This window comes from Mucilaginibacter sp. Mucisp73 (assembly GCF_059491465.1).
The window spans coordinates 3,165,509-3,185,375 of sequence record NZ_CP168507.1; the positions used below are offsets into that span (position 1 = coordinate 3,165,509).

The 19,867-nt window shown below is 42.8% G+C and carries 15 protein-coding genes; 2 read left to right on the plus strand and 13 right to left on the minus strand.

Features of this window, described 5'->3' with window-relative positions:
• Positions 1–12: 12 nt before the first annotated feature.
• From ACEN82_RS13240 to ACEN82_RS13260, 5 genes are all read right to left on the minus strand, one after another.
• Positions 13–1,335 carry an MFS transporter gene (locus ACEN82_RS13240; protein ID WP_413317400.1) on the minus strand — a complete coding sequence of 441 codons (1,323 nt, stop codon included), beginning with the start codon at positions 1,333–1,335 and terminating at the stop codon, positions 13–15.
• 59 nt (positions 1,336–1,394) lie between these two features.
• Complete coding sequence (locus ACEN82_RS13245) at positions 1,395–1,655, minus strand: YnfA family protein (protein WP_413317402.1); 261 nt, start codon at positions 1,653–1,655, stop codon at positions 1,395–1,397.
• Positions 1,656–1,882: 227 nt separating this feature from the next.
• Positions 1,883–2,407, minus strand: coding sequence for a DinB family protein (locus ACEN82_RS13250; RefSeq protein ID WP_413317404.1), 525 nt, complete (start codon positions 2,405–2,407; stop codon positions 1,883–1,885).
• 86 nt (positions 2,408–2,493) lie between these two features.
• On the minus strand, positions 2,494–2,838 hold the full coding sequence (locus tag ACEN82_RS13255) for a hypothetical protein (RefSeq protein ID WP_090525244.1): 345 nt from the start codon (positions 2,836–2,838) through the stop codon (positions 2,494–2,496).
• 47 nt (positions 2,839–2,885) lie between these two features.
• Positions 2,886–4,214, minus strand: coding sequence for an MFS transporter (locus ACEN82_RS13260; RefSeq protein WP_413317406.1), 1,329 nt, complete (start codon positions 4,212–4,214; stop codon positions 2,886–2,888).
• Positions 4,215–4,373: 159 nt separating this feature from the next.
• On the opposite strand from ACEN82_RS13260, the gene ACEN82_RS13265 reads away from it, so the two are divergent.
• Together ACEN82_RS13265 and ACEN82_RS13270 are read left to right on the plus strand one after the other, a co-directional pair.
• A complete protein-coding gene (locus tag ACEN82_RS13265; protein WP_413317408.1) occupies positions 4,374–10,334 on the plus strand; it encodes a T9SS type B sorting domain-containing protein in 5,961 nt (1,986 codons plus the stop codon).
• Between the two features lie 4 nt (positions 10,335–10,338).
• On the plus strand, positions 10,339–11,340 hold the full coding sequence (locus tag ACEN82_RS13270) for a PorP/SprF family type IX secretion system membrane protein (protein WP_413317410.1): 1,002 nt from the start codon (positions 10,339–10,341) through the stop codon (positions 11,338–11,340).
• 104 nt (positions 11,341–11,444) lie between these two features.
• Here the strand turns inward: ACEN82_RS13270 and ACEN82_RS13275 are convergent, their stop codons facing one another.
• The 8 genes from ACEN82_RS13275 to ACEN82_RS13310 form a co-directional block, all read right to left on the minus strand.
• The gene (locus ACEN82_RS13275) at positions 11,445–13,184 is read right to left on the minus strand and encodes a thiamine pyrophosphate-dependent enzyme (protein WP_413317411.1); all 1,740 of its coding nucleotides are present in this window, start codon (positions 13,182–13,184) and stop codon (positions 11,445–11,447) included.
• Positions 13,185–13,378: 194 nt separating this feature from the next.
• On the minus strand, positions 13,379–15,694 hold the full coding sequence (locus tag ACEN82_RS13280) for a TonB-dependent receptor domain-containing protein (RefSeq protein ID WP_413317413.1): 2,316 nt from the start codon (positions 15,692–15,694) through the stop codon (positions 13,379–13,381).
• 38 nt (positions 15,695–15,732) lie between these two features.
• Positions 15,733–16,128, minus strand: coding sequence for a hypothetical protein (locus ACEN82_RS13285; RefSeq protein ID WP_413317415.1), 396 nt, complete (start codon positions 16,126–16,128; stop codon positions 15,733–15,735).
• Position 16,129: 1 nt separating this feature from the next.
• Positions 16,130–16,897: an ABC transporter permease subunit gene (locus ACEN82_RS13290; RefSeq protein WP_413317417.1), complete on the minus strand. Its 768-nt coding sequence runs from the start codon at positions 16,895–16,897 to the stop codon at positions 16,130–16,132.
• Positions 16,890–17,609, minus strand: coding sequence for an ABC transporter ATP-binding protein (locus ACEN82_RS13295; protein ID WP_413317419.1), 720 nt, complete (start codon positions 17,607–17,609; stop codon positions 16,890–16,892). The genes ACEN82_RS13290 and ACEN82_RS13295 overlap by 8 nt, the downstream gene beginning before the upstream one ends.
• Entirely contained in the window at positions 17,597–18,832 is a 1,236-nt protein-coding gene (locus ACEN82_RS13300) for a nitrous oxide reductase family maturation protein NosD (RefSeq protein ID WP_413317421.1), read from the minus strand. The genes ACEN82_RS13295 and ACEN82_RS13300 overlap by 13 nt, the downstream gene beginning before the upstream one ends.
• A gap of 8 nt (positions 18,833–18,840) precedes the next feature.
• The gene (locus ACEN82_RS13305; RefSeq protein ID WP_413317423.1) at positions 18,841–19,266 is read right to left on the minus strand and encodes a nitrous oxide reductase accessory protein NosL; all 426 of its coding nucleotides are present in this window, start codon (positions 19,264–19,266) and stop codon (positions 18,841–18,843) included.
• The gene (locus tag ACEN82_RS13310) at positions 19,202–19,831 is read right to left on the minus strand and encodes a hypothetical protein (RefSeq protein ID WP_413317425.1); all 630 of its coding nucleotides are present in this window, start codon (positions 19,829–19,831) and stop codon (positions 19,202–19,204) included. The genes ACEN82_RS13305 and ACEN82_RS13310 overlap by 65 nt, the downstream gene beginning before the upstream one ends.
• Positions 19,832–19,867 lie beyond the last annotated feature (36 nt).

Genomic DNA, 19,867 nt, shown 5'->3' on the forward strand with positions numbered 1-19,867 from the left:
GGCACAAATTAGTTAACGGGCGCTAAAATCCAAATTTTTATTGACGTTTCGTTCGGCCTTCAATAAAGAAAACAATAAAATTAGGCCGATAATGAAAAATACGCCCAATACTAAAACAGAATTGCGGGGGCTGCCGGTTATTTCTTCAAAAAAGCCAAAGCTAAATACCCCGCCTACTATGGCCAGCTTTTCGGTAACATCATAAAAACTGAAGAAAGATGCCGTATCGGGGATATTTTCGGGCAGATATTTTGAATAGGTTGAGCGCGACATGGACTGGATCCCTCCCATCACCAAACCAACCACCACTGCTATGATGTAAAACTGTGTTTGCGTATAGGTAAAGTAAGCAGCTATACAAACCGCGATCCACAGGATCACTACACTAATTAAAATCCTTACGTTACCATATTTACCCGACAGGCGCGACATCAGCGTAGCACCCAAAATAGCAACCAATTGAATAATTAAAATGATAGTGATCAACTGCGGAGTTTCCATTTTAAGCTCTTTTGCAGCAAAACCGGTTGCCACCAGCATAATGGTTTGCACACCCATCGAATAGAAAAAGAACGACGGTAAAAACCTTTTTAACAACGGCATTTCCTTAACCTTTCTCCAAACGTGCCCTAATTCAATAAAACCGCCTTTTATAATATGATGGTTGTGGCTTTGCGCATTTGGGCTGCCCTTAGGCAATACGCTGAACGGGATCATAGCAAAACCTATCCACCATAAGCCTACCAGCAAAAACGACAATCGGGGCGCGGAGGTTTTGTCAACAATACCAAACCACTCCCCTTTCAGCACAAACAAAAAGCAAATAAGCTGAAGCAGTACACTGCCGATGTAGCCATAGGTGAAACCTTTGGCACTCACATTATCCTGCATATCAACAGTGGCGATTTCGGGCAGGTATGAATTGTAAAACACAAAGCCACCACTATAACCTATAGCCGCCAGCGCAAAGCAAATGATACCTAACTCCAGATGGTCTTTATCAAAGTTGAAGAGCGCACAACAGGCGGCCGAACCAAGCAGGGTAAAAAACATCATGAAGATCTTTTTATTGCCTTTATAGTCGGCGATGGATGATAATATAGGCAGCAGCAAAACCATTACCAGGTAAGCGGCCGATAAAGCATAATCTGAAAGAGCAGTATTTACAAAGCTTTTTCCAAAAAAGTTGACCCTATCGCCGTTGGCATGGTTAGTTGTTATAGCTACATAGTATGCCGGAAAAATGGTTGAAGTGATGACAAGGTTATACGCTGAGTTGGCCCAATCAAAGAAAGCCCAGGCGCGGATGGTTTTTTTGTTGTTTTTATTTTCCATTTGCTCACTAAATGTATGCAAATTTTAGAAACTGCAAAAAAGTCCAACAATAGTACTTATCAATGCCCGCGCGGTGCATAAACAATAATACAAGCGCCTACCAATGCAATCAAAGCACCAATAATATCATAACGGTCGGGCTTAAAGCCATCAGCTTTCCAGGCCCATAACAAGGCCATTACAATAAAAATACCCATATAAGCTGCATACACCCTGCCGAAATTGGCGGTTTGCCAGGTTGCTACGATGCCGTAAAGCGCCAGGATAACTCCGCCCGCTGTTCCGAAATCACCTTTAACCACATGCGGATTGAAAAACAATAAATGAAAAATTTTGACACTAATTTTTACGTATTAATCGAATTACACGAATTGAATCAATTTAAGATTCGTATAATTCGATTAATTGTGGAGCGCTTGCAAAGCATTTGTGTAAAAATTTTTCGGTATGAGATTAGTAAAACCGATCGAATTATTTTAAACGCGATTTCCATATTAAAAAAGGCCTCCCTGACGGGAAGCCTTCCAATATCGTTATAAAGCGTTATTTAACTCCTGTCATAAAACGCAGGCGGTTCAATACCTAAATTGCGAAGGTAAACATAGCCCTGGCCGCGGTGATGGATCTCGTTATCAATAACGTACTGTAAAATATAATTGACTAATCCTTCGTATTGGCCAAATGCCAGTACTGTTTCCTGGAAACGCTCGGGCGTAATCTGGGGCCAATAGGTTTTGATTTCCTCAGTGGCCTCATCCCAAAGTTGCAGCAGTTCCGCCTTTGTAGTCGCTGCTATTTTACCTGTATGATGATCCAGACCCGCAATTGGTGTCCAGTTATCTGTTACAACGCCTCTTACACAAGGCCCCCCCATACTAATAAACTCTTTAACCATATCGGCAAAGGGGCGCATACCACCTATCGAATAATTAAATAAGGCATCCTCCGGAAAAGCGTCTATAACCCTGCGGGTTACCCGGCGCTGGCCAAGCCAGCTTTGTAAAAGTTGATCGGGTGTATAAACAGATGCTGCTGCAGTTTCTGTTGATTGTTGATTTGTGTTAGTTTCCATTGCTTTGATGTTTTGTTTTTGATTACAATACAAAGTAACCAAACCATGGTGACAGCCCTATGTCAGCAGGAAAAAAGAAAAACTAACTAATTTGTATTTTGGATAAACTCCACCACCTGTTGCTGCTCATAATTCGATAAAGTGCCTTCCGAATAATGCCACTTAGAAGTAACATCACCCTCAAAGCGGATCTGTCCTAAATAATCCGGATTTTTGTTATCATCCAGCAGCGGCTTGCTTTCACCAATTTCGGGAGCTATCTCCTGAATTTCAAAAAGCGTAGCTTCCCCATCGGCCCCACCTTTATAAAGTTTGTACAAGCCGGTGGCATTTAACTCATGATTTGTTGATTGATGCAGTACCGGCTCAATAATGATATTTCTTTGCGTGCCGTTATCGCCGGTAACGTTGTGGTTAACTGTGTGGATCATGGCTTATGTTTTTATTTATTGATAGTACAAGCCTGCCGCCAAATTGTTTAAGCCTCCACTTCAACCCGCTGTTTGCGAAGTTTATTTTCTTTAAACATCAGCACGATGAGCATAATAAGGCCCAACACAAAAAAACCATCAAGGGCAAGTGTCGAGTCGCGCATCTCATTAGTCACAGCTTCCACAAAGCCAAAACAAAACAGGCCTACCACAATCGACAGCTTTTCGGTGACGTCATAAAAGCTAAAATACGAAGCTGTATCCGGGATGTTTTCGGGCAAATATTTGGAGTAGGTTGAACGCGACAAGGATTGTACCCCTCCCATTACAATACCAATGATCACCGCGGCAACATAAAACTGGGTAGAATTGGTGATAAAGTAAGCATACAAACAAATGGCCGACCAGATTGCCACCAAACCTACCAGCGTACGCACATTCCCGAATTTCTCCGATGATTTGGAGGCGATCAATGCCCCCGGCACAGCAACCACCTGGATGATGAGCACAATAGAGATCAGGGCAGCATCGGGCATGTGCAATTCTTTGGCAGCAAAGTTAGCCGCAGCCAGCATAATGGTTTGTACACCAACCGAGTAAAGGAAAAACGACACCAGGAAGCGTTTGAGCAGCGGCATTTTGCGCACTTTGCCAAAAACCTTCGCCAGTTCTTTAAAGCCGCCGGTAAGCACGTTATAACTATGCTTGCCCGCATTGGGCTGCCCTTTCGGCAACATGCGGAACGGGATAATGGAAAAACCTATCCACCATACAAAAACCATTAGGAATGAGATCCGCGCAGGCAGCCAGTCGTCGGTAATGCCAAACCAATTGGGCTGAAGCACTACGATAAAGCATAATACCTGCACTACAATACTGCCTACATAACCATAAATAAACCCTTTGGCGCTTACAGCGTCCTGCTTATCGGGCGTGGCTATTTGAGGGAGATAAGAATTATAAAACACAAAACCACCGCAATAACCTATAGAAGCAAGACCAAAGCAAAGCATCGGAATTTCCAATCCACCGCCGGGCTTAAAGAAAAACAAGCCTGCACAAGCCAAACTACCCAGCCAGGTAAACAATTGCAGATACGATTTTTTATTGCCCCGATAATCGGCTATAGAAGTAAGGATTGGTAAAATAGCTGCCACCACAAGATATGACAAACCCAATATATAATTTGATAAAACCGTATTAACATACCTGTGCCCCAAAAAGGTTACCATTTGGGTGTTTTTTGAATTGAACTTGGTAACCTCCACAAAGTATGCTGGGAATATGGTAGAGGTGACAACGATATTATATGACTGATTGGCCCAGTCAAACATGCACCAGGCCCAAATGGTTTTCTTATTATTTTTTGCTTCCATTGCGGGCTTAAAAGTAGGGAAATTTAGAGGAGATAAAGAACTCACTAAAATTCCAATATCCGAAGCAACTCCACAATCTTATTAATTATTTCAATGTAACATCTTTTTTACCAATTACGGAAGCAATTTTACATACTTTTATAACAAGCGCCTAAGCCCATGAAACTAAAACTTTTTTCGCGATTTCTTTTTATTGCTTTGTTTTGCCTTTTTAAAAATGCATGGGGGCAGCAAACCGTTAACCATGGCGATACCACAACAACCATTAATTTCCCCGGAGGTCTTCAATATAATTGGGTAAACAGCAACCCTGCAATAGGTTTAGCTGCCAGTGGTACAAGTACAGGTATTCCATCCTTTACGGCAGTAAACAATACCGAAATAAAACAAACCGCTACTATTAAAGTAACACCCGTTATACCAGGTTTCGCTTATGTAACAAACGCGGCCTCCGGTACTGTTAGCGTAATTAACACTATAACAAATAAAGCAGTTGCCACTATCCCAGGATTTAAGTGGCCAATTTTCGCATTGCCGACTAAGGGTGGCAGCAAAATATATGTTTCTGACCTGGAAGCCGTGAACATTAAAATCATTAACCCTGCAGCTAATACCATTACAGATAGCATTCCATTACCCATAACCCCGAGAGAATTAACATTAAGCCCTGACAGTTCAAGACTTTACATACTCCATTATACTTCAGGAGAATTAACAGGCAAAGTATCGGTTGTAAATACTGCCGATTATAGTATTATTAAGACCATCACTGTAGGAAAGGCTCCAAGAGCATTAGCTATTAGTCCTGATGGCGGCAAGCTTTATGTAGCCAATTCCTTTCCTCCGTCAGGCATAAGCAGCAGCCCGGATCCGGGTAGTATTTCTGTAATAAGTACAGCTACCAACGAAGTGATTAAGACCTTTGATGTAGCGGGTAGACCTCAGGATATCGCCATCAGCCCGGATGGTGGAACATTATATGTAACATCTGAAAATAAAGGTTTAACTTTTATTGATGCATCAACATATGTTGTTGGCCGTTTTATGTCGGCGCCCCAGGATCGTATCTTGTTATCTCATGATGGGAAAACATTATATTTAACTGATCAAAATAGTTCGGTTAAAGTTATAGATATTGCAAGCAGAGCTATTGTTGCTACAGTACCCGTTGCAGCATTACCGTATGGTTTATCAGAAAGCCCTGACGGTAAATGGATTTATGTGGCAAACACAGGGAGCAGTGGTTCTATATCGATCATTAATACTACAACCAATAATAGTGATCCGCAGGAGAATATACCGGTTGGTAACACGCCCGCATCTATTGGGAACGCGCATCCTGATTATCAAACCATAACGTATACCATTGCCGTTAACCCTATATCACCAACGGCACCCATAATTACCAATACAAGCGTTACAGGTACTAACTTAGCCTGCCTTGGAACCGCATCTATTAATCCTGATATACAACAGTTTGCAGTATCAGCATCAAACCTGGCAACAGCTCTCCGGGTAACTGCGCCCCCAAACTTTGAAGTATCACTATCAGCAAATAGCGGATTTGGCCAAAGCATAATTATTCCCCCTGTATCGGGTAAAATTGATAGTACGATAACCTATGTACGATTGGCCGCAACCGCGCCCGCCGGTTACAATAGCCAATCGGTTGTATTAAGTTCGGCAGGGGCCGTCACTGTATCGGTTCCTGTAACAGGAAAAGTAAGTACAATTACCGGTAGCCTTCCCGTAGTTAACCAGGTACCCGACCAAATAAAAGCGAATGGTGAGATTACTGATCCGGTTACCTTTACTGGTGGACAAACAGCATTTACATGGACAAATGATACGCCGGCCATAGGTTTATCAGCAAATGGCTTTGGCAATATCAATTCATTTAAAGCTGTGAACAAAAACTTTGGTAATGTTCCTTTAAAAGCAACAATTACAGTTACCCCTCAGGCACCGGGTGGATTTGCTTATTTACCAGCTAAAAATAAAGCAGCAGTTTATGTATTAAACACCTCAACAAATGCTATTGTTGATACCATTAATTTGGCGGGAACACCACAAGCCATAACAGTGTCCTATGACAGTAAAAAAGTATATGTAGCTAATTCTAAAAATATTTCTGTAATTGATGCTATTACTAATACAATATCATCTGTGCTGCCTGTTAAAGATGGAATATCCTTCAAAAAATTGATGCTTGCTCCATCTTCAAATAAATTATATGGAGTTAGCCAATCTGGTGGTTTTATTGAGTACGACCTTTCAACAAACAAGTACACGGTGTCGTCAGACCAACAACTTTTTGATGCCGACGTGAGCCCCGATGGCAAGACTTCTTACTATACAAGTTCCTATAGTACTGATAAGTTTGGGGGGTATATATGTTATATAACAACGGGCTCTCTGGCCATTGGTTCAAAACCAGGTTATTTTTCAGCCGCCCCAAATGAAAATTTCACATTAGTTAAAACAAGCAATGATGGCAACAGGGTGTATATGAACTCAACCGCCGGGCTATACGTGTTTGATGCTAATTTAACAAAGCTGGCATTAATACCATTTGCCGGTAGAAACAACAGCAGTATGGCAGTAACTCCTGATGGACATAAAGTTTATGTCGCAAATGGTGTTTTTAATTCAGTTTCTGTAATTGATGTTGTGAATAATGTGCAACTGAAAACCATACCAATAAATGGCTCCCCAACGTCGGTGGGAGTAAGTTCAGATGGTATATATGTTTATGTCATCTATAATGATGCGACCGGCGGTGGCGGGGGGATTACTATAATAAATACCGCTAACGATTCGGTAATAAAAACTACCGTGGGAGAATTCGCCAATGCCGGCAACAACTTCACTGTACATCCGCTGGGCTGTTCCGGCGCCCCAATTAAGTTTACGATAACAGTAAAAGCAACCCCTCCATCAGTAAAGATTGATGACATGAAGGGTACGCTATCCTGCGCTAATAATACCAAAGTTCAGTTATTTCAGTTTTCAGGCAGTTATCTGACAAATAACGTCACCGTTACAGCACCACCTAATTTTGAAGTTTCACTTGCTGAAAAAAGTGGATACAGCAGTGCCATAACAATAACACCTCACTCCTATGATGGCGCCATTACCGATCAATTCGTTTATGTTAGATCTGCAACAGGCGATGTACACGGCAATATTGTGTTATCTTCGCCCGAAATTACAAGTTTAAATGTCCCTGTCGACGGTTTGCCTTCAGCAACAGTGAACTCAGTATCTAACCAGACACTTATAGCAGGGCGAGGTACTGCTCCAATTAAATTCACAGGCAACGGAAAAATCTTCACCTGGACTAATAATAACCCATCGATAGGTTTACCGGCGTTTGGTACCGGGAATATAGCTTCATTTGTTGCTGTCAATAAAACACTTGATACTGCAAAAGCAACAATAACAGTAACACCACAGCTCCCGGGGTTTGCGTATATACCAAACTACAATCAGCATTCGGTAAACGTGCTTAATACAATAACCAATAAATATGTGGATACTATTCAGGTAGGTGATTTCCCAAAAACTGCAGTTACATCAGCCGATGGAACCAGGGTGTTTGTTTTAAACCAGACAGGGCCAACAATATCAGTTATCAACACCGTAAATCACACAAAACTTCCGGATATCACAGCTTTACCAGCTACCGCTCTGGGCCCGATGGCGGCATCATATGAGGGAAGTCGTTTGTACGTTTCATATGAGAACGGATACAGAGTTTTTAATACTATAAATAATACTAACACAACAATGCAGGTACTGCCTTTTAATGCGTATGAAGTCATAGTTGATATTGCACTTAGCCCAGACGAAAAGAAATTATATCTTTTGAGTCAAACGACCATTCGTGTTTACAATACTGAAAACAACTCATTGATTCGCTCTGTTACGACGAACAATATTGGTATACCTTTTTTAAAAGTGGCGGTCAGTAACCAGGGCAGCGTTTATGTGCTGTCGCGAAATTCCGTTCGTAATTTCGACAGTGATTTAATCAACTCGTCCGAATTTTCTGTAGACGATTATGCTACCAGCATTGCTGTAACTCCCGATGGTTCCAGGCGTTACATAACTAATCAAAGTAACAATACAGTAACGGTGATTGGCCCGGGCGTCGTAAATAATGTTAAAAAGATCCAGAATGTATATGGAGCGTCCGGAATTGCTATAAGCGCTGACGGTAGTACAGCATATGTTACAGACGGAAGAATTGGATCGTCAGGAGTAGCTGTCATAAATACCGAGAAGGATTCTATACTACAGTATTTAAGTTCGGGGGCAACGTTTGCCGATAAAAACTTTACAAATCATGGCATTGGCTGCTCAGGGCCATCTGCATCGTTTACTATATCAGTAATTTCAACCGGAGCATTTTTAAAGACAAATGGTATACCTAAAGCACTCACAGCCGTTTATGGGGCACCGTCTGTACAGTCAACAAGCTTCACAGTAAACGGAGCCAATATTATTGGCGGGGTTCTGATAAGCCCCACTGCCGATTTTGATGTAAGCGAAGATAACGTCAAATTTGCCCACACCCTCAGTTTATCTCAAAGCGAAATTGTCACTCCGAAAACGGTGTACGTCCGACTGACTTCAGGCCTCAATGTGGGGAATTACACCGGCAATATAGTAATTACGGCCCAGGGTGTTAACGATATAACGGTTCCCATAGCCCCAAGTTCGGTTACGCCTGCTCCGGTAACGATAAGTGCACTCGCCACTCACAAATCTTTTGGGCAAACGCTTATAGACGCGCCTAATTCCGGCTCCTTCAGAGCCACGGGATTACTTAATTCCGATAATGTTTATAGTGTAAGTTTATCTTACACCGGGGGGGCTTTGGCAACGGATATACCTGGTGTTTATACCAATTCAATAATTGTAAAAAACATTAGTGCCAAAAATTTCAATGCAGACAATTATACAATTACATATGTACCTGCAGATTTAACAATTGATGCCGGACAGGCACCTGCGATAGTTTCCAATGGAGCCGTTCAATCATTAAGCTCCACATACGGAGTTCCGTCGTCTGTTAATAGTTTTGTATTGTCCGGCGCTCAATTGCGATCTGGTATTTTAGTCACCCCGCCAGCTGGTTTTGAAGTTAGCACCAATAACTTAAATTTTAGCCCAACTATTAACATAGGCACAACAGGATCAGCAACCGCAACTGTTTATGTACGCCTGGCTGCTAACGCAGCTGTAGGTACCTATTCAGATGTTATAACTTTGAGCAGCCAGGGAGCAATTAGCGGCAACGTTTCAATAACCAACAGCGAGGTAAAAGCCGCTCCGTTATCTGTCGCAATTGCCGATGTAGTAAAGGCATATGGAAACGAGCTTAAAAGTGGGCCTGGTTTTACTGCTTTTACAGTTACAGGCTTACAAAACTCAGAAACAATTGGCAGCTTAACAGTTACATACAATACTGGAAATTTACCCACCGATGCGGTGAATACCTATGATAACGCCGTAGTACCGTCGGCTGCAACGGGCGGTAGCTTTAAGGCATCAAATTATAATATACAGTACAATAAAGGCCGGGTAATTATAAATAAGGTAAAACTGCTAATAAAAGCAAATGATAAAACGCGGGGATTTGGTCAACCTAACCCTGTTTTTGATGCCACGTACACCGGTTTCAAAAATGGCGAGAATGCAACTTCATTAAGTGTGCCGCCAACATTTGTTACTCCTGCTATTATATCTTCCCGTTTGGGCCAGTACCCTATTTCTCCGCAAGCTGCAATGTCGCAAAATTACGATATTGGATACGCTGATGGCATATTAACGGTTGAACAATCTGCCCTGAGTATCATAGTTCCAAACGCGTTTAGCCCCAATGGAGATGGACAAAATGACACATGGATCATCAAAAATATTGAGAACTACCCCAATAGCACGATTGATATTTACAACAGACGTGGAGAAAGGCTATATTCTTCAATAGGTTATGATGTTCCGTGGGATGGAAAAAGTAAGGGCAATGAACTTCCGTATGAAACCTATTACTATATAATAAATCTAAAAAACGGAAGTAAGGCTATTTCCGGATATGTAACTGTCATTAGATAAATTAATGAAGAAAATTTTATATACAATTGCCTTTCTTGCAGCGGGTATACAGCTTGTATTCGCACAGCAACGCCCACAATACACTCAATACATTTTCAATAATTATCTCCTTAATCCTGCTTTAACAGGCATTGAAAATTATAGTGATGTAAAATTAGGCTATCGCAGTCAATGGACAGGGCTTGAGGGGGCTCCTGTAACTGCCTATTTAACCGTAAATACCCCATTTGGAAATAAATTTTTAAAGGCAGACTCTGCCTCAAATCTATCGGGCAAGCAATACATGCAGCAATACAAGGCTGCCGAACCGCATCATGGCATAGGTTTAACAATAGTATCTGACAAAACAGGTCCTATTACTCAAACCAATATCGATGCTACTTATGCATATCACCTAAGCCTTACCAGTACACTCAATTTGGCTGTCGGTGTATCAGCCGGTTTAAGACATAATTCGCTTAACTTCTCACTGCTTCATTTCGGCGGAATTGATGATGGAGATATGGTGCTTAACAGCATCAACAATAACCAATGGAAGCCTGATTTGGGTCTGGGCGTGTGGGCCTATTCTTCCAATTACTTTATAGGCTTGTCGGTGCAACAACTTATATCACAAAATTTCTACACAACTACATCTGTAAATACCAGTCGATACAAAACAACGCCCCATTATTTCTTTACAGCTGGTACAAAGCTTTTTTTGTCAGATAATATAGCAATAATACCTTCGTTTTTGGTAAAAGTGATACAACCCATACCTACCACATTTGATTTAAATATGAAACTATTATTTGAAGATAAGTTTTGGATTGGAGGTTCGTATCGCCGGGACGATTCATTTGCGGCACTTACAGGTTTCAACCTTAACTCATTTGTAAACGTTGGTTATTCATATGATTTTACGAACTCGGCACTTAAAAGCGTAAGTAACGGTTCGCATCAAATTGTGGTCGGAATACTTCTTAACAACCACGACAAAACTGCCTCGCCACATCATACATTTTAATCATTTTAATACCATATTTTGTTAACAGGATAAATTAAAGAAAACAATATCTCATCAATCAATGCCAATTCGATTTAATTGCATGCTATCCAAGCATTTGTATATCAATCAAATATTTCGGGCAGATGCTTGTAGTTACCTTTCACGGTAGCCAAAACCTCATCAAATTTCCCGCCAAGCATCATTTTGGTCATGGAAACGGCCATTCCTTTAACCATTTTAAGTTCGATATGCGGCGGCATGGCAAGGGCGGTTCCGTCAGTATAAACATTTACTAAAACTGGTCCTATGTGTGCAAAAGCTTCGGCTATGCCCTGTTCAAGGTCCTGTGGGTCATTAATAGTGATCCCCTTTATACCCATTGACTCCGCGGCCATGGTAAAATCAGGATTGTGCATGTCCACTTCAAAATCGGGCAGGCCCATTACTTCCATTTCCAGCTTTACCATGCCAAGGCTCCTGTTATTAAATACAATGATCTTTATAGGCAGATCATATTGTTTAATAGTGGCTAAGTCACCTAACAACATAGAAATACCGCCATCGCCGCACATGGCTACCACCTGCCTTTCGGGACAGGCCAGCGCCGCTCCGATAGCATGCGGCATAGCATTGGCCATAGATCCATGAACAAACGACCCGATCATTGATCGCCGTCCATTGGCGCTGATATGCCTGGCACTCCAAACATTACACATTCCGGTATCGCAGGTAAAAATGGCGTCGGCAGATGCATATTCGTCTACAATAGCGGCTAAAGCTTCCGGATGAATAGCATCATGTTCACCAAAATCCTTAATATAGGCTTGCTGTTGCTCTTTTACTTTAGCGTGTATATGAAGTTGCGCATCTAAAAAGCTGCTGTCGGTTTTTTCTTTAATTAAAGGGATCAATGCTTTAATTGTAGATTTTATATCACCATAAAGCCCCATCGTTAATTTTGCCCGGCGACCAAGGTTTTCGGGCTTGATGTCAATCTGCACTATCTTTTTATCCTGGGGATAAAAAGGCGTGTAAGGAAAATCGGTGCCAAGCAGGATAACCAAATCGCTTTCATGCATGCTATGATACGCAGCGGGCAAGCCAAGCAGGCCGGTCATGCCTACCTCATAGGGATTATCATGCTCTAAAAACATTTTGCCACGGAACGAATAACCAACCGGCGCTTTGATCAGTGCCGCCAGTTCAACCACTTCATCATGAGCACCGGCACAGCCTATCCCGCCAAAAATGCAAACTTTGGGGTATCGGTTAATCAGGTCGGCCAGTTTTACTAACTCTTCCCATACCGGGGTAATGTTGGCCTTGCAAAAAAAGTTATTTACCGACGAGTCGATTTCAACAGCATCCTCCCCTGTCACATCGCCTGGTAAACCCAATACGCCAACCCCTTTGCGCTGAATAGCGGTTTGGATGGCCGCCTGTGCCATACGGGGTACTTGCTTGTTGTTGGCAGCCACCTGGTTATAGTAACTGCAGTCATCAAAAAGCTTGATAACATTGGTTTCCTGGAAGTAGTTACTGCCAAACTCTTTAGTAGCACAGGTAGATGCTATGGCTAAAACAGGTGCTCCTGACCGGTGAGCATCATAAAGGCCATTCACCAGGTGCACATGCCCGGGACCACTGCTTCCTGCACAACAGGCAAGCCCGCTCAGTTGCGCATCGGCCGAAGCTGCAAAAGCGCCTGCTTCTTCATTGCGTACGTGGATCCATTTTAATTCGGGCGTTCTGCGTACGGCATCATTAAGTTCGTTTAAACTATCGCCGGTAATGGCGTAAATGCGTTTGATGCCGGCCTGTATCAGCATTTCTACAAGTTGCTCGGCTACTTTTTTTGACATGTTTGGGTTGTTTAGCGTTAGCGATGTGGTAATTTATTATCCATAACACCAAACACGTGCCATTTGTTAAGCAATTAACAGTCAAATATTTGTAATTAACATATTTTTTTAAGCTTTTTGATATACCGTGATTTCACGATAATGAATGATATATCGTAATCTAACCGGATTCGCAACGGATGTTTTTTTCATGATCATAGTTTTGAAATAGAATGACTGATACCTAATGAAAAGGTGCGCGGAGGGGCCGCCGTATAAGTATCCCCATAGCTATTTCCAGTAACAGTAGTTGCATATAGTTTATTGGTCAGGTTCATAACATTGAACCAAACCTCCAGTCCCTTCGCGCTGCCGCTGCTGATGCGATAGGCAGTGCGTAAATTAAAAAGATCATAACCGCTGTAGGTTTTGGTATTAGCTGCATTTGTAAAGTATTTACCCAAATGTTGCCATTCAACACCGGTTCTGAAGCCAGCGATAAAAGCGGGTTTCCAGGTAATCTCCGAATTAGCAATCCATTTTGGCGCATTGGTCATTTGATGACCGTTATAGCCGATGGATTTTCCGGCACTAATTTCACTGTATTCATTAAAGGTATGGGACGCAAACGTTCCACCGATGCGAAAGGCAAGGCTTTTTACGGAGCCAACCAGGAGGTTATACTCTAAGCCTTTGTGGGTAGTAGCAGCAGCGTTGGCATATTGTGTAGTATTGTCTGCCTGGAGCAAGCTGATGATCTCATCTTTCCCTTGCAGGTAATAAGCAGTTAGCTCAAACCTGATCTTTTGAGAGAACAATGATGTCCAGCCGCCCAGTTCAAAATTGTTATAAGTGGCCTGTTTAAGCGGTGTTAATTGCCTGGAATTGTAAAGGGTATTAGTTTCAGGCGGCTGAAAGCCCATACTGAAATTGGCATAAACGCCGCGCCCCTTCTGCAGGTCATAAGTTACGCCAAGCTTGGGCGCCAACACATCATATCGATTATGCTCCTGTTGTTTGTACTTGGTTTTTAAAGGAGGAAGCCGGTTGTCAAAATTGTAAATGAGCAGGTCATAACGCAGTCCGGCAGTAATTTTTATCCGCTTAACCGGCTCTGCCATATACTGTACATAGGATGCGGCATTAAAAAGATGAATCTTATAATTATCAATCAGCGAATCAGTGTTGATATAACCGGTATAATATTGAGCAGCAATATCTTTTTTAATATTCAGGAAGTTAGCATAAAACGAACTTGGGCTATTATCCAGGTAAATGCCTGCGATCAATTGTGAGTGCATAAAATTTAACTTTACCGTATGCTGGGCAAGCAAGCCAAAGCTGTAAAAACTCAGCTCATTTATTTGACCTGTTGACTTTAAGTATTGGCCCTTATTGTTGCGGACATCAGAAATGTAATAGCTGGGTAATTGCCCGGTGGAATTGTTTCTGTAAAAAAGCGTTAGAAAGGTGTGATTATCATCATTCCAATTATGATCAAGACGGCTGCTGGCTCGGAATGCGTTCACCCTACGGTAGGCAAAACGCTGATTACTACTGTAGGATCGGTTATAGAAACGTGCACTGTCAAGGTTTCCGGGTGTTTGTGTGTTAAGATAATTATAGGTACCGTATACTGTTAGCTTACTGTCGGCCCCCAGCGGATAACTAACTTTAGCAGAAAGCGAATACTTATCAAAATCAGTATAATCCTGCCAGCCTTTTTCCTGGTGTGTGGCATAACCTGCCATATAAAACCCAACTTTTCCCGCAGTGAGCCCCCCTTGAATACCAGCCCGCAGGTAATGGTATTTATCTCCCTGTACATTGATTTGCCCTGCCGGGGTTACGGATTCTTTAGCCGTATTGAAGTTAACAGCCGCACCTATTGAGTTACTGCCATATAAAGACGAGGCTGGCCCCTTAATCACCTCAATATCCCGGATACCATCGGTATTGATCTCGTATAAAGCGTTATGATTGAATATGCCCGTTGGTCGGATCGGGATACCATCTTCCATGTAAAGGTAAAGCGCGTTGTAAGTAATCGGTTGGCGGATGGCCATGGTATGTTGCTCATTACCGAGGTTAACCATATATACCCCCGCAACTTTATTCAATAATTGATAAGGAGCAGTTGCATGCGCTTCGCGGATGGTATTTGAACTTATCTTGCTGATTGCGGCCGGTATATCCTTGCGGGGCTGCTCCTGGCGGCCCGCCGTTACCACCACCTCCTCCAGGCCGGCAATCACCGGTTTTAGTTGAACTGTGAGCGAGCTATCGCACCTGATACAGCAAGTACCATAACCGGTACAGCTAACCATCAGGGAGTCAGCTTTATTTTTATGCGCCAATATAAATTTGCCTGATAAATCCGTTGAGGTACCCAGCTTGCTTCCTTTGACACGGATACTGGCACCGACAACGGGTGCCTGGGTTTGGGCGTCGACAACAACACCCCGTATTTTTTGCGCTGATGCCTGTAAAGTAAAGGCAATAGCAAAGCAGAACACGATAAAGTATTTCATTTTTAAACATCTTCTTGTTAAACCAAAATTGAATTTGCTCAGGAGAGCATGTAGCGGTGAACTGAAGACGTAGCAGGCGGCCGGAAGATTGCTCCAAGCGGGCGAAGCAGCAGGGCGAAGCTTACCAGGGAGGTAAAAATGGCCAGCAGTTTGATGTGTACAGTAAATTGATTAACGCCGTGATAATAAGCCTCAAAAATGATTTCTTTAGCGGTTCGATTTTCGTTGCTTTTCTCTTCACTATTAGCCTTTTTAAGCTGTTTGCTCAGGAAACACCTGCCGTTGCAGTGTAGCATGGGCCTTGACTTATTGGCGCAAAGTTTTGCCGCAATATAATCCTGGTTGAGCCGGAACCCCGCATAAAGCCATAGCGAGTTCAGGTTCATAACCAGTACCGAGAACAGGAGTAATATGGCGGTGAAACGGCGGAACATCTTACAGATCTTTTTTGGAGAAAATTTTAAGCGCCAGTAGTACGGGTAAAACAGACCAGATAAATAGCATCGAAACACTGAAGGCAATGCCTGTACCGCTTCCGAAAAACTGTCGGTAAAGCGCGCCGGTGTAACCCATCAGAGCAGAAATATCCAGTTTTAACAAGATCATGATCCTTGCCAGGTCTACGGGATTTAAGGCCGTGAGCACAATCATGGCTTTTTCCAACGGATAATCGCTGAAAGTGAACAGGAACAGCAGCACCAGGGCATCATAAATAATGGCCGCATAGAACCAAATCATTAGCGCAAGCCCAATCCCCTTTGATTTATCCCTGGTTTTGGTAGAAGCCCAGAAAGCGAGTGAAGTAAAACTTAAGGTTACCAAACCTCCGGCAACCATTAGGGTGATGCCCGTAGCTGAGAGTGCAAACAAAGCAACCGGCAGGCAAACTCCGAGCACAAAAGCGCCAAGGATAGAGCTGCTGATGCCGAGGTATTCTCCCAATAAAATGTCCCTGCGTTTGATAGGCTGGGAAACAAGCAATTCGGTAAACTCCGCTGCATTGAAATAATAGGTGGTTGCATAGATAATGCTGACCAGCGGCACAATGATCATCACAATGGTTGTAATACTTACCAGTTCTTTAATCACATCGCTGTCTGACAGAAAGATCACTGTACAAATGGTAGCGAGCAACAACGTGTAGGCAATGAGTACCTTACTGCGTATGATGTCGAGAATAATATATTTGGCTATCTTAAACATGTTCTTCAGTTAATAATCGGGTCAATATTTTACCCAGTCTCTGTTCACCTGTCTCCATTTGCAGCGCAGCCAGCGGCTCATAAAATTTGATCTTGCCTTCATAAAGGTACATCACGGTATCGGCTAACTCCTCCGATTCTGAAAGGATATGCGAGGTAATGATCACAAGCCTGTTATTTGCTTTTTCGGCGAGGATCTTTTGTTTTAAAATTTCGGTGGCAAAGGGATCAAGACCAGCTGTGGGTTCGTCGAGTATCAGCACGTCAGGATTAAACATAAAAGCAAGGGCGGCGCTCACTTTCTGCCTGGTACCTCCGGAAAGTGTCCTCATAGGCTTATGGTACATACTTTTCAGCCGGTAAGCCTCGATCAGGTCTGTATCAGGTATTTTATTGCAGTTACGAATATCAAGCATCATGTCAAACAACTGGCCAATCTTCATATTATCCGGGTAATGCCCGATCTGCGGCATATAACCGATATATTTTTTGTAATCAAAAGTCTTGTTGACTCTGGCCCCGCGAAACCGGATGTCGCCTTCGTCGGGTATAACCATACCCAGTATACTTTTGATCATGGTTGTTTTTCCGGAGGCGTTTGGCCCCAAAACAGATATAATGTTGCCGCTTTCAAAATGACAACTAATATCTTTTAGCACCTGTAATTTGCCAAATGCCTTTTTAATGTGGCTTAGTTCAATTAACGTGTCCATGGTTTCATTTTAGGGTTTATATCTTTAACAGATTCAGGGGTAAGAGATGGGATAGCCCGTTCAACCTTGTCTAAAAGATTGACCATAAAACTCCGCATCAACATCACGCTTTGCGGAATTTGCTCCATTATCTGCGCATAGAGGCTAACCGGCCGGTAGGGTACATCACCGGTGCCATCTTTATTCAAATCATAACCTTCATACTTGTCCCAGTAGTTCTGATCAAATTTATTAAGGTTGAGCACCCCGTTGGTTGTCACATCAAAAGAGTTCGACTCGAAATTATTCCGCTCAAACGTGCCGTTTTCACAATTAGCCAGTATACGCATAGCCCAACCGTTATTGATAAAGGTATTATTGTTAGCCGTCATGAGGTTGCAACCCTCCATATAAATACCCGTCGTATTCCTAACGAAACGGTTGCCAACAATTTGGGACCGGGTAATATCTTTCAGCAGCAAACCATAAATAGAGCTTCCCCAGTTTTCAATAAACAAATTATCAAACATTCGTATCCGTTTGGAATACATCACCGCGACACCTGATCCGTTGTTGCGAAAAGTGTTTTTTTGATACAGATCATCGTCCGAAAACATGAAGTGCAGCCCATATCTAAAGTTCCGTTCACTGGTATTACTGATGATCCTGCTCTTTTTCACAAATTCAAAGTAGATACCGTCGCGGTGGCGGGTAGAATAATTGTTCATAATGATAACATCATGACATTGCCAGGCATGAATGCCGTTACCGGCCGTAAGCTCGGTGCCAGTGCCACTGGTTGTATTACCAATAACAGACACATGATCGCAATCGGACAGGTAAATCCCAAAAAAGTTATTGATTAACCTGTTATTACTGATCGTAACATTGTGTACCTTATGCAGGCGGATACCGGCATAGTCGCGCATCGAACCGGTTTTAGAGTTTTTGAGCACAAAGCCGCTGAACGTAACACCATTCGTCAGGATAGTCACTACCTCTTCTTTATAATTTGCGTCCAGCACAGGATACCCATCGCCAATGATGGTCAGTCTTTTGGTGATAAGTGTATTGTACGAATAATAATACCCCTTCTTCACCCTGATCGTATCACCGTCGGCAGCCTCAGCAACAGCTGCCTTTAAATCAGGCAGGGCAGTATCCACGGCCACTACAAGTGTACGTGCATGCGAAACAACAGTTACCGCCAGGGCAAAAAGACAAATGAGCGAGATCCTTTTCATGCAATCTTTTATTTAACAAGTTCATTCCAGGTTAGCAGTTTCCCGTTTCCGTTACCAAGAAAGGTTTTGGCCTCTTGTTCGGAAGCAAGGGCAGCGAGGTTACCGCCCATCGGAGAACTGATCTTTTGGTCATGTATATAGGTGCATTTGCGGGCATCCATAAGTGTACCGCCTGACTTGTAGTTTACAACAAGGTAAGTATCTGCATTGCCAAACTGCCCGCGTTTTTCGCTGATGTAACCCAGCATACACTCTGCAGAATCGAACTTATAAACCTTGCCTTTAGAAGTTACGATCTCTGCACCGAACTTACGGTCCATAATTGTCATCATACAGTGTACGCAGGCATCTTTTCCATATTGCAGGGCCTCAGGCTTTTGGCTGCAGGCGGTGATCCAAAGTGCCAGCAGCACGATCATTCCTCTGTTTTTCATTTCTTTTACCATTTCTTATTTCGATGTATAATGTAGCAGCGGTAATTATTCCGGCCAGGCCGATCAGCATCCCCCCCGTAGCAGGAAAAGACCCTGCCAGGAAGTTCAGAAGTTGTTTATACCCAATCAGCGGAGGTTGATAATACATACCTTCAACTTTAATGGCTGCATGAGGATCAAGATTGTGCCCATAGTTGTATTCCCATAAGTAAAAATCAATAAATCCGGCGGCGGCAAAAACGATCATCAGTGCCAGCAAGCCAATCAGCAGTTTTCTGCTGCCTTTTACTGAAGCAACCGACCCGATCAGGATCAGTAACCCGAACACATAGGGGGCAATCTTAAATTCGGCGAAGTTCTGCGGGTCGATATGCTGCATGCCGATATAATGGTTAAGCCCATTGATCTGCAGCACGTTTCCCGTGATACCATTCAACCATATATCCATACTCAGGCCCTCGGGGTATTGTGGTGCGGACAAGGTAATCTCCCATAAAGGAAGAAAATACGCTGTTAGCAGCAGCACCATGGCTGTAGCTATTGCTATTCTTGAACCGGTTTTCATATTATTGGTATTAATGAGAGGACACAGGGCCCTCCC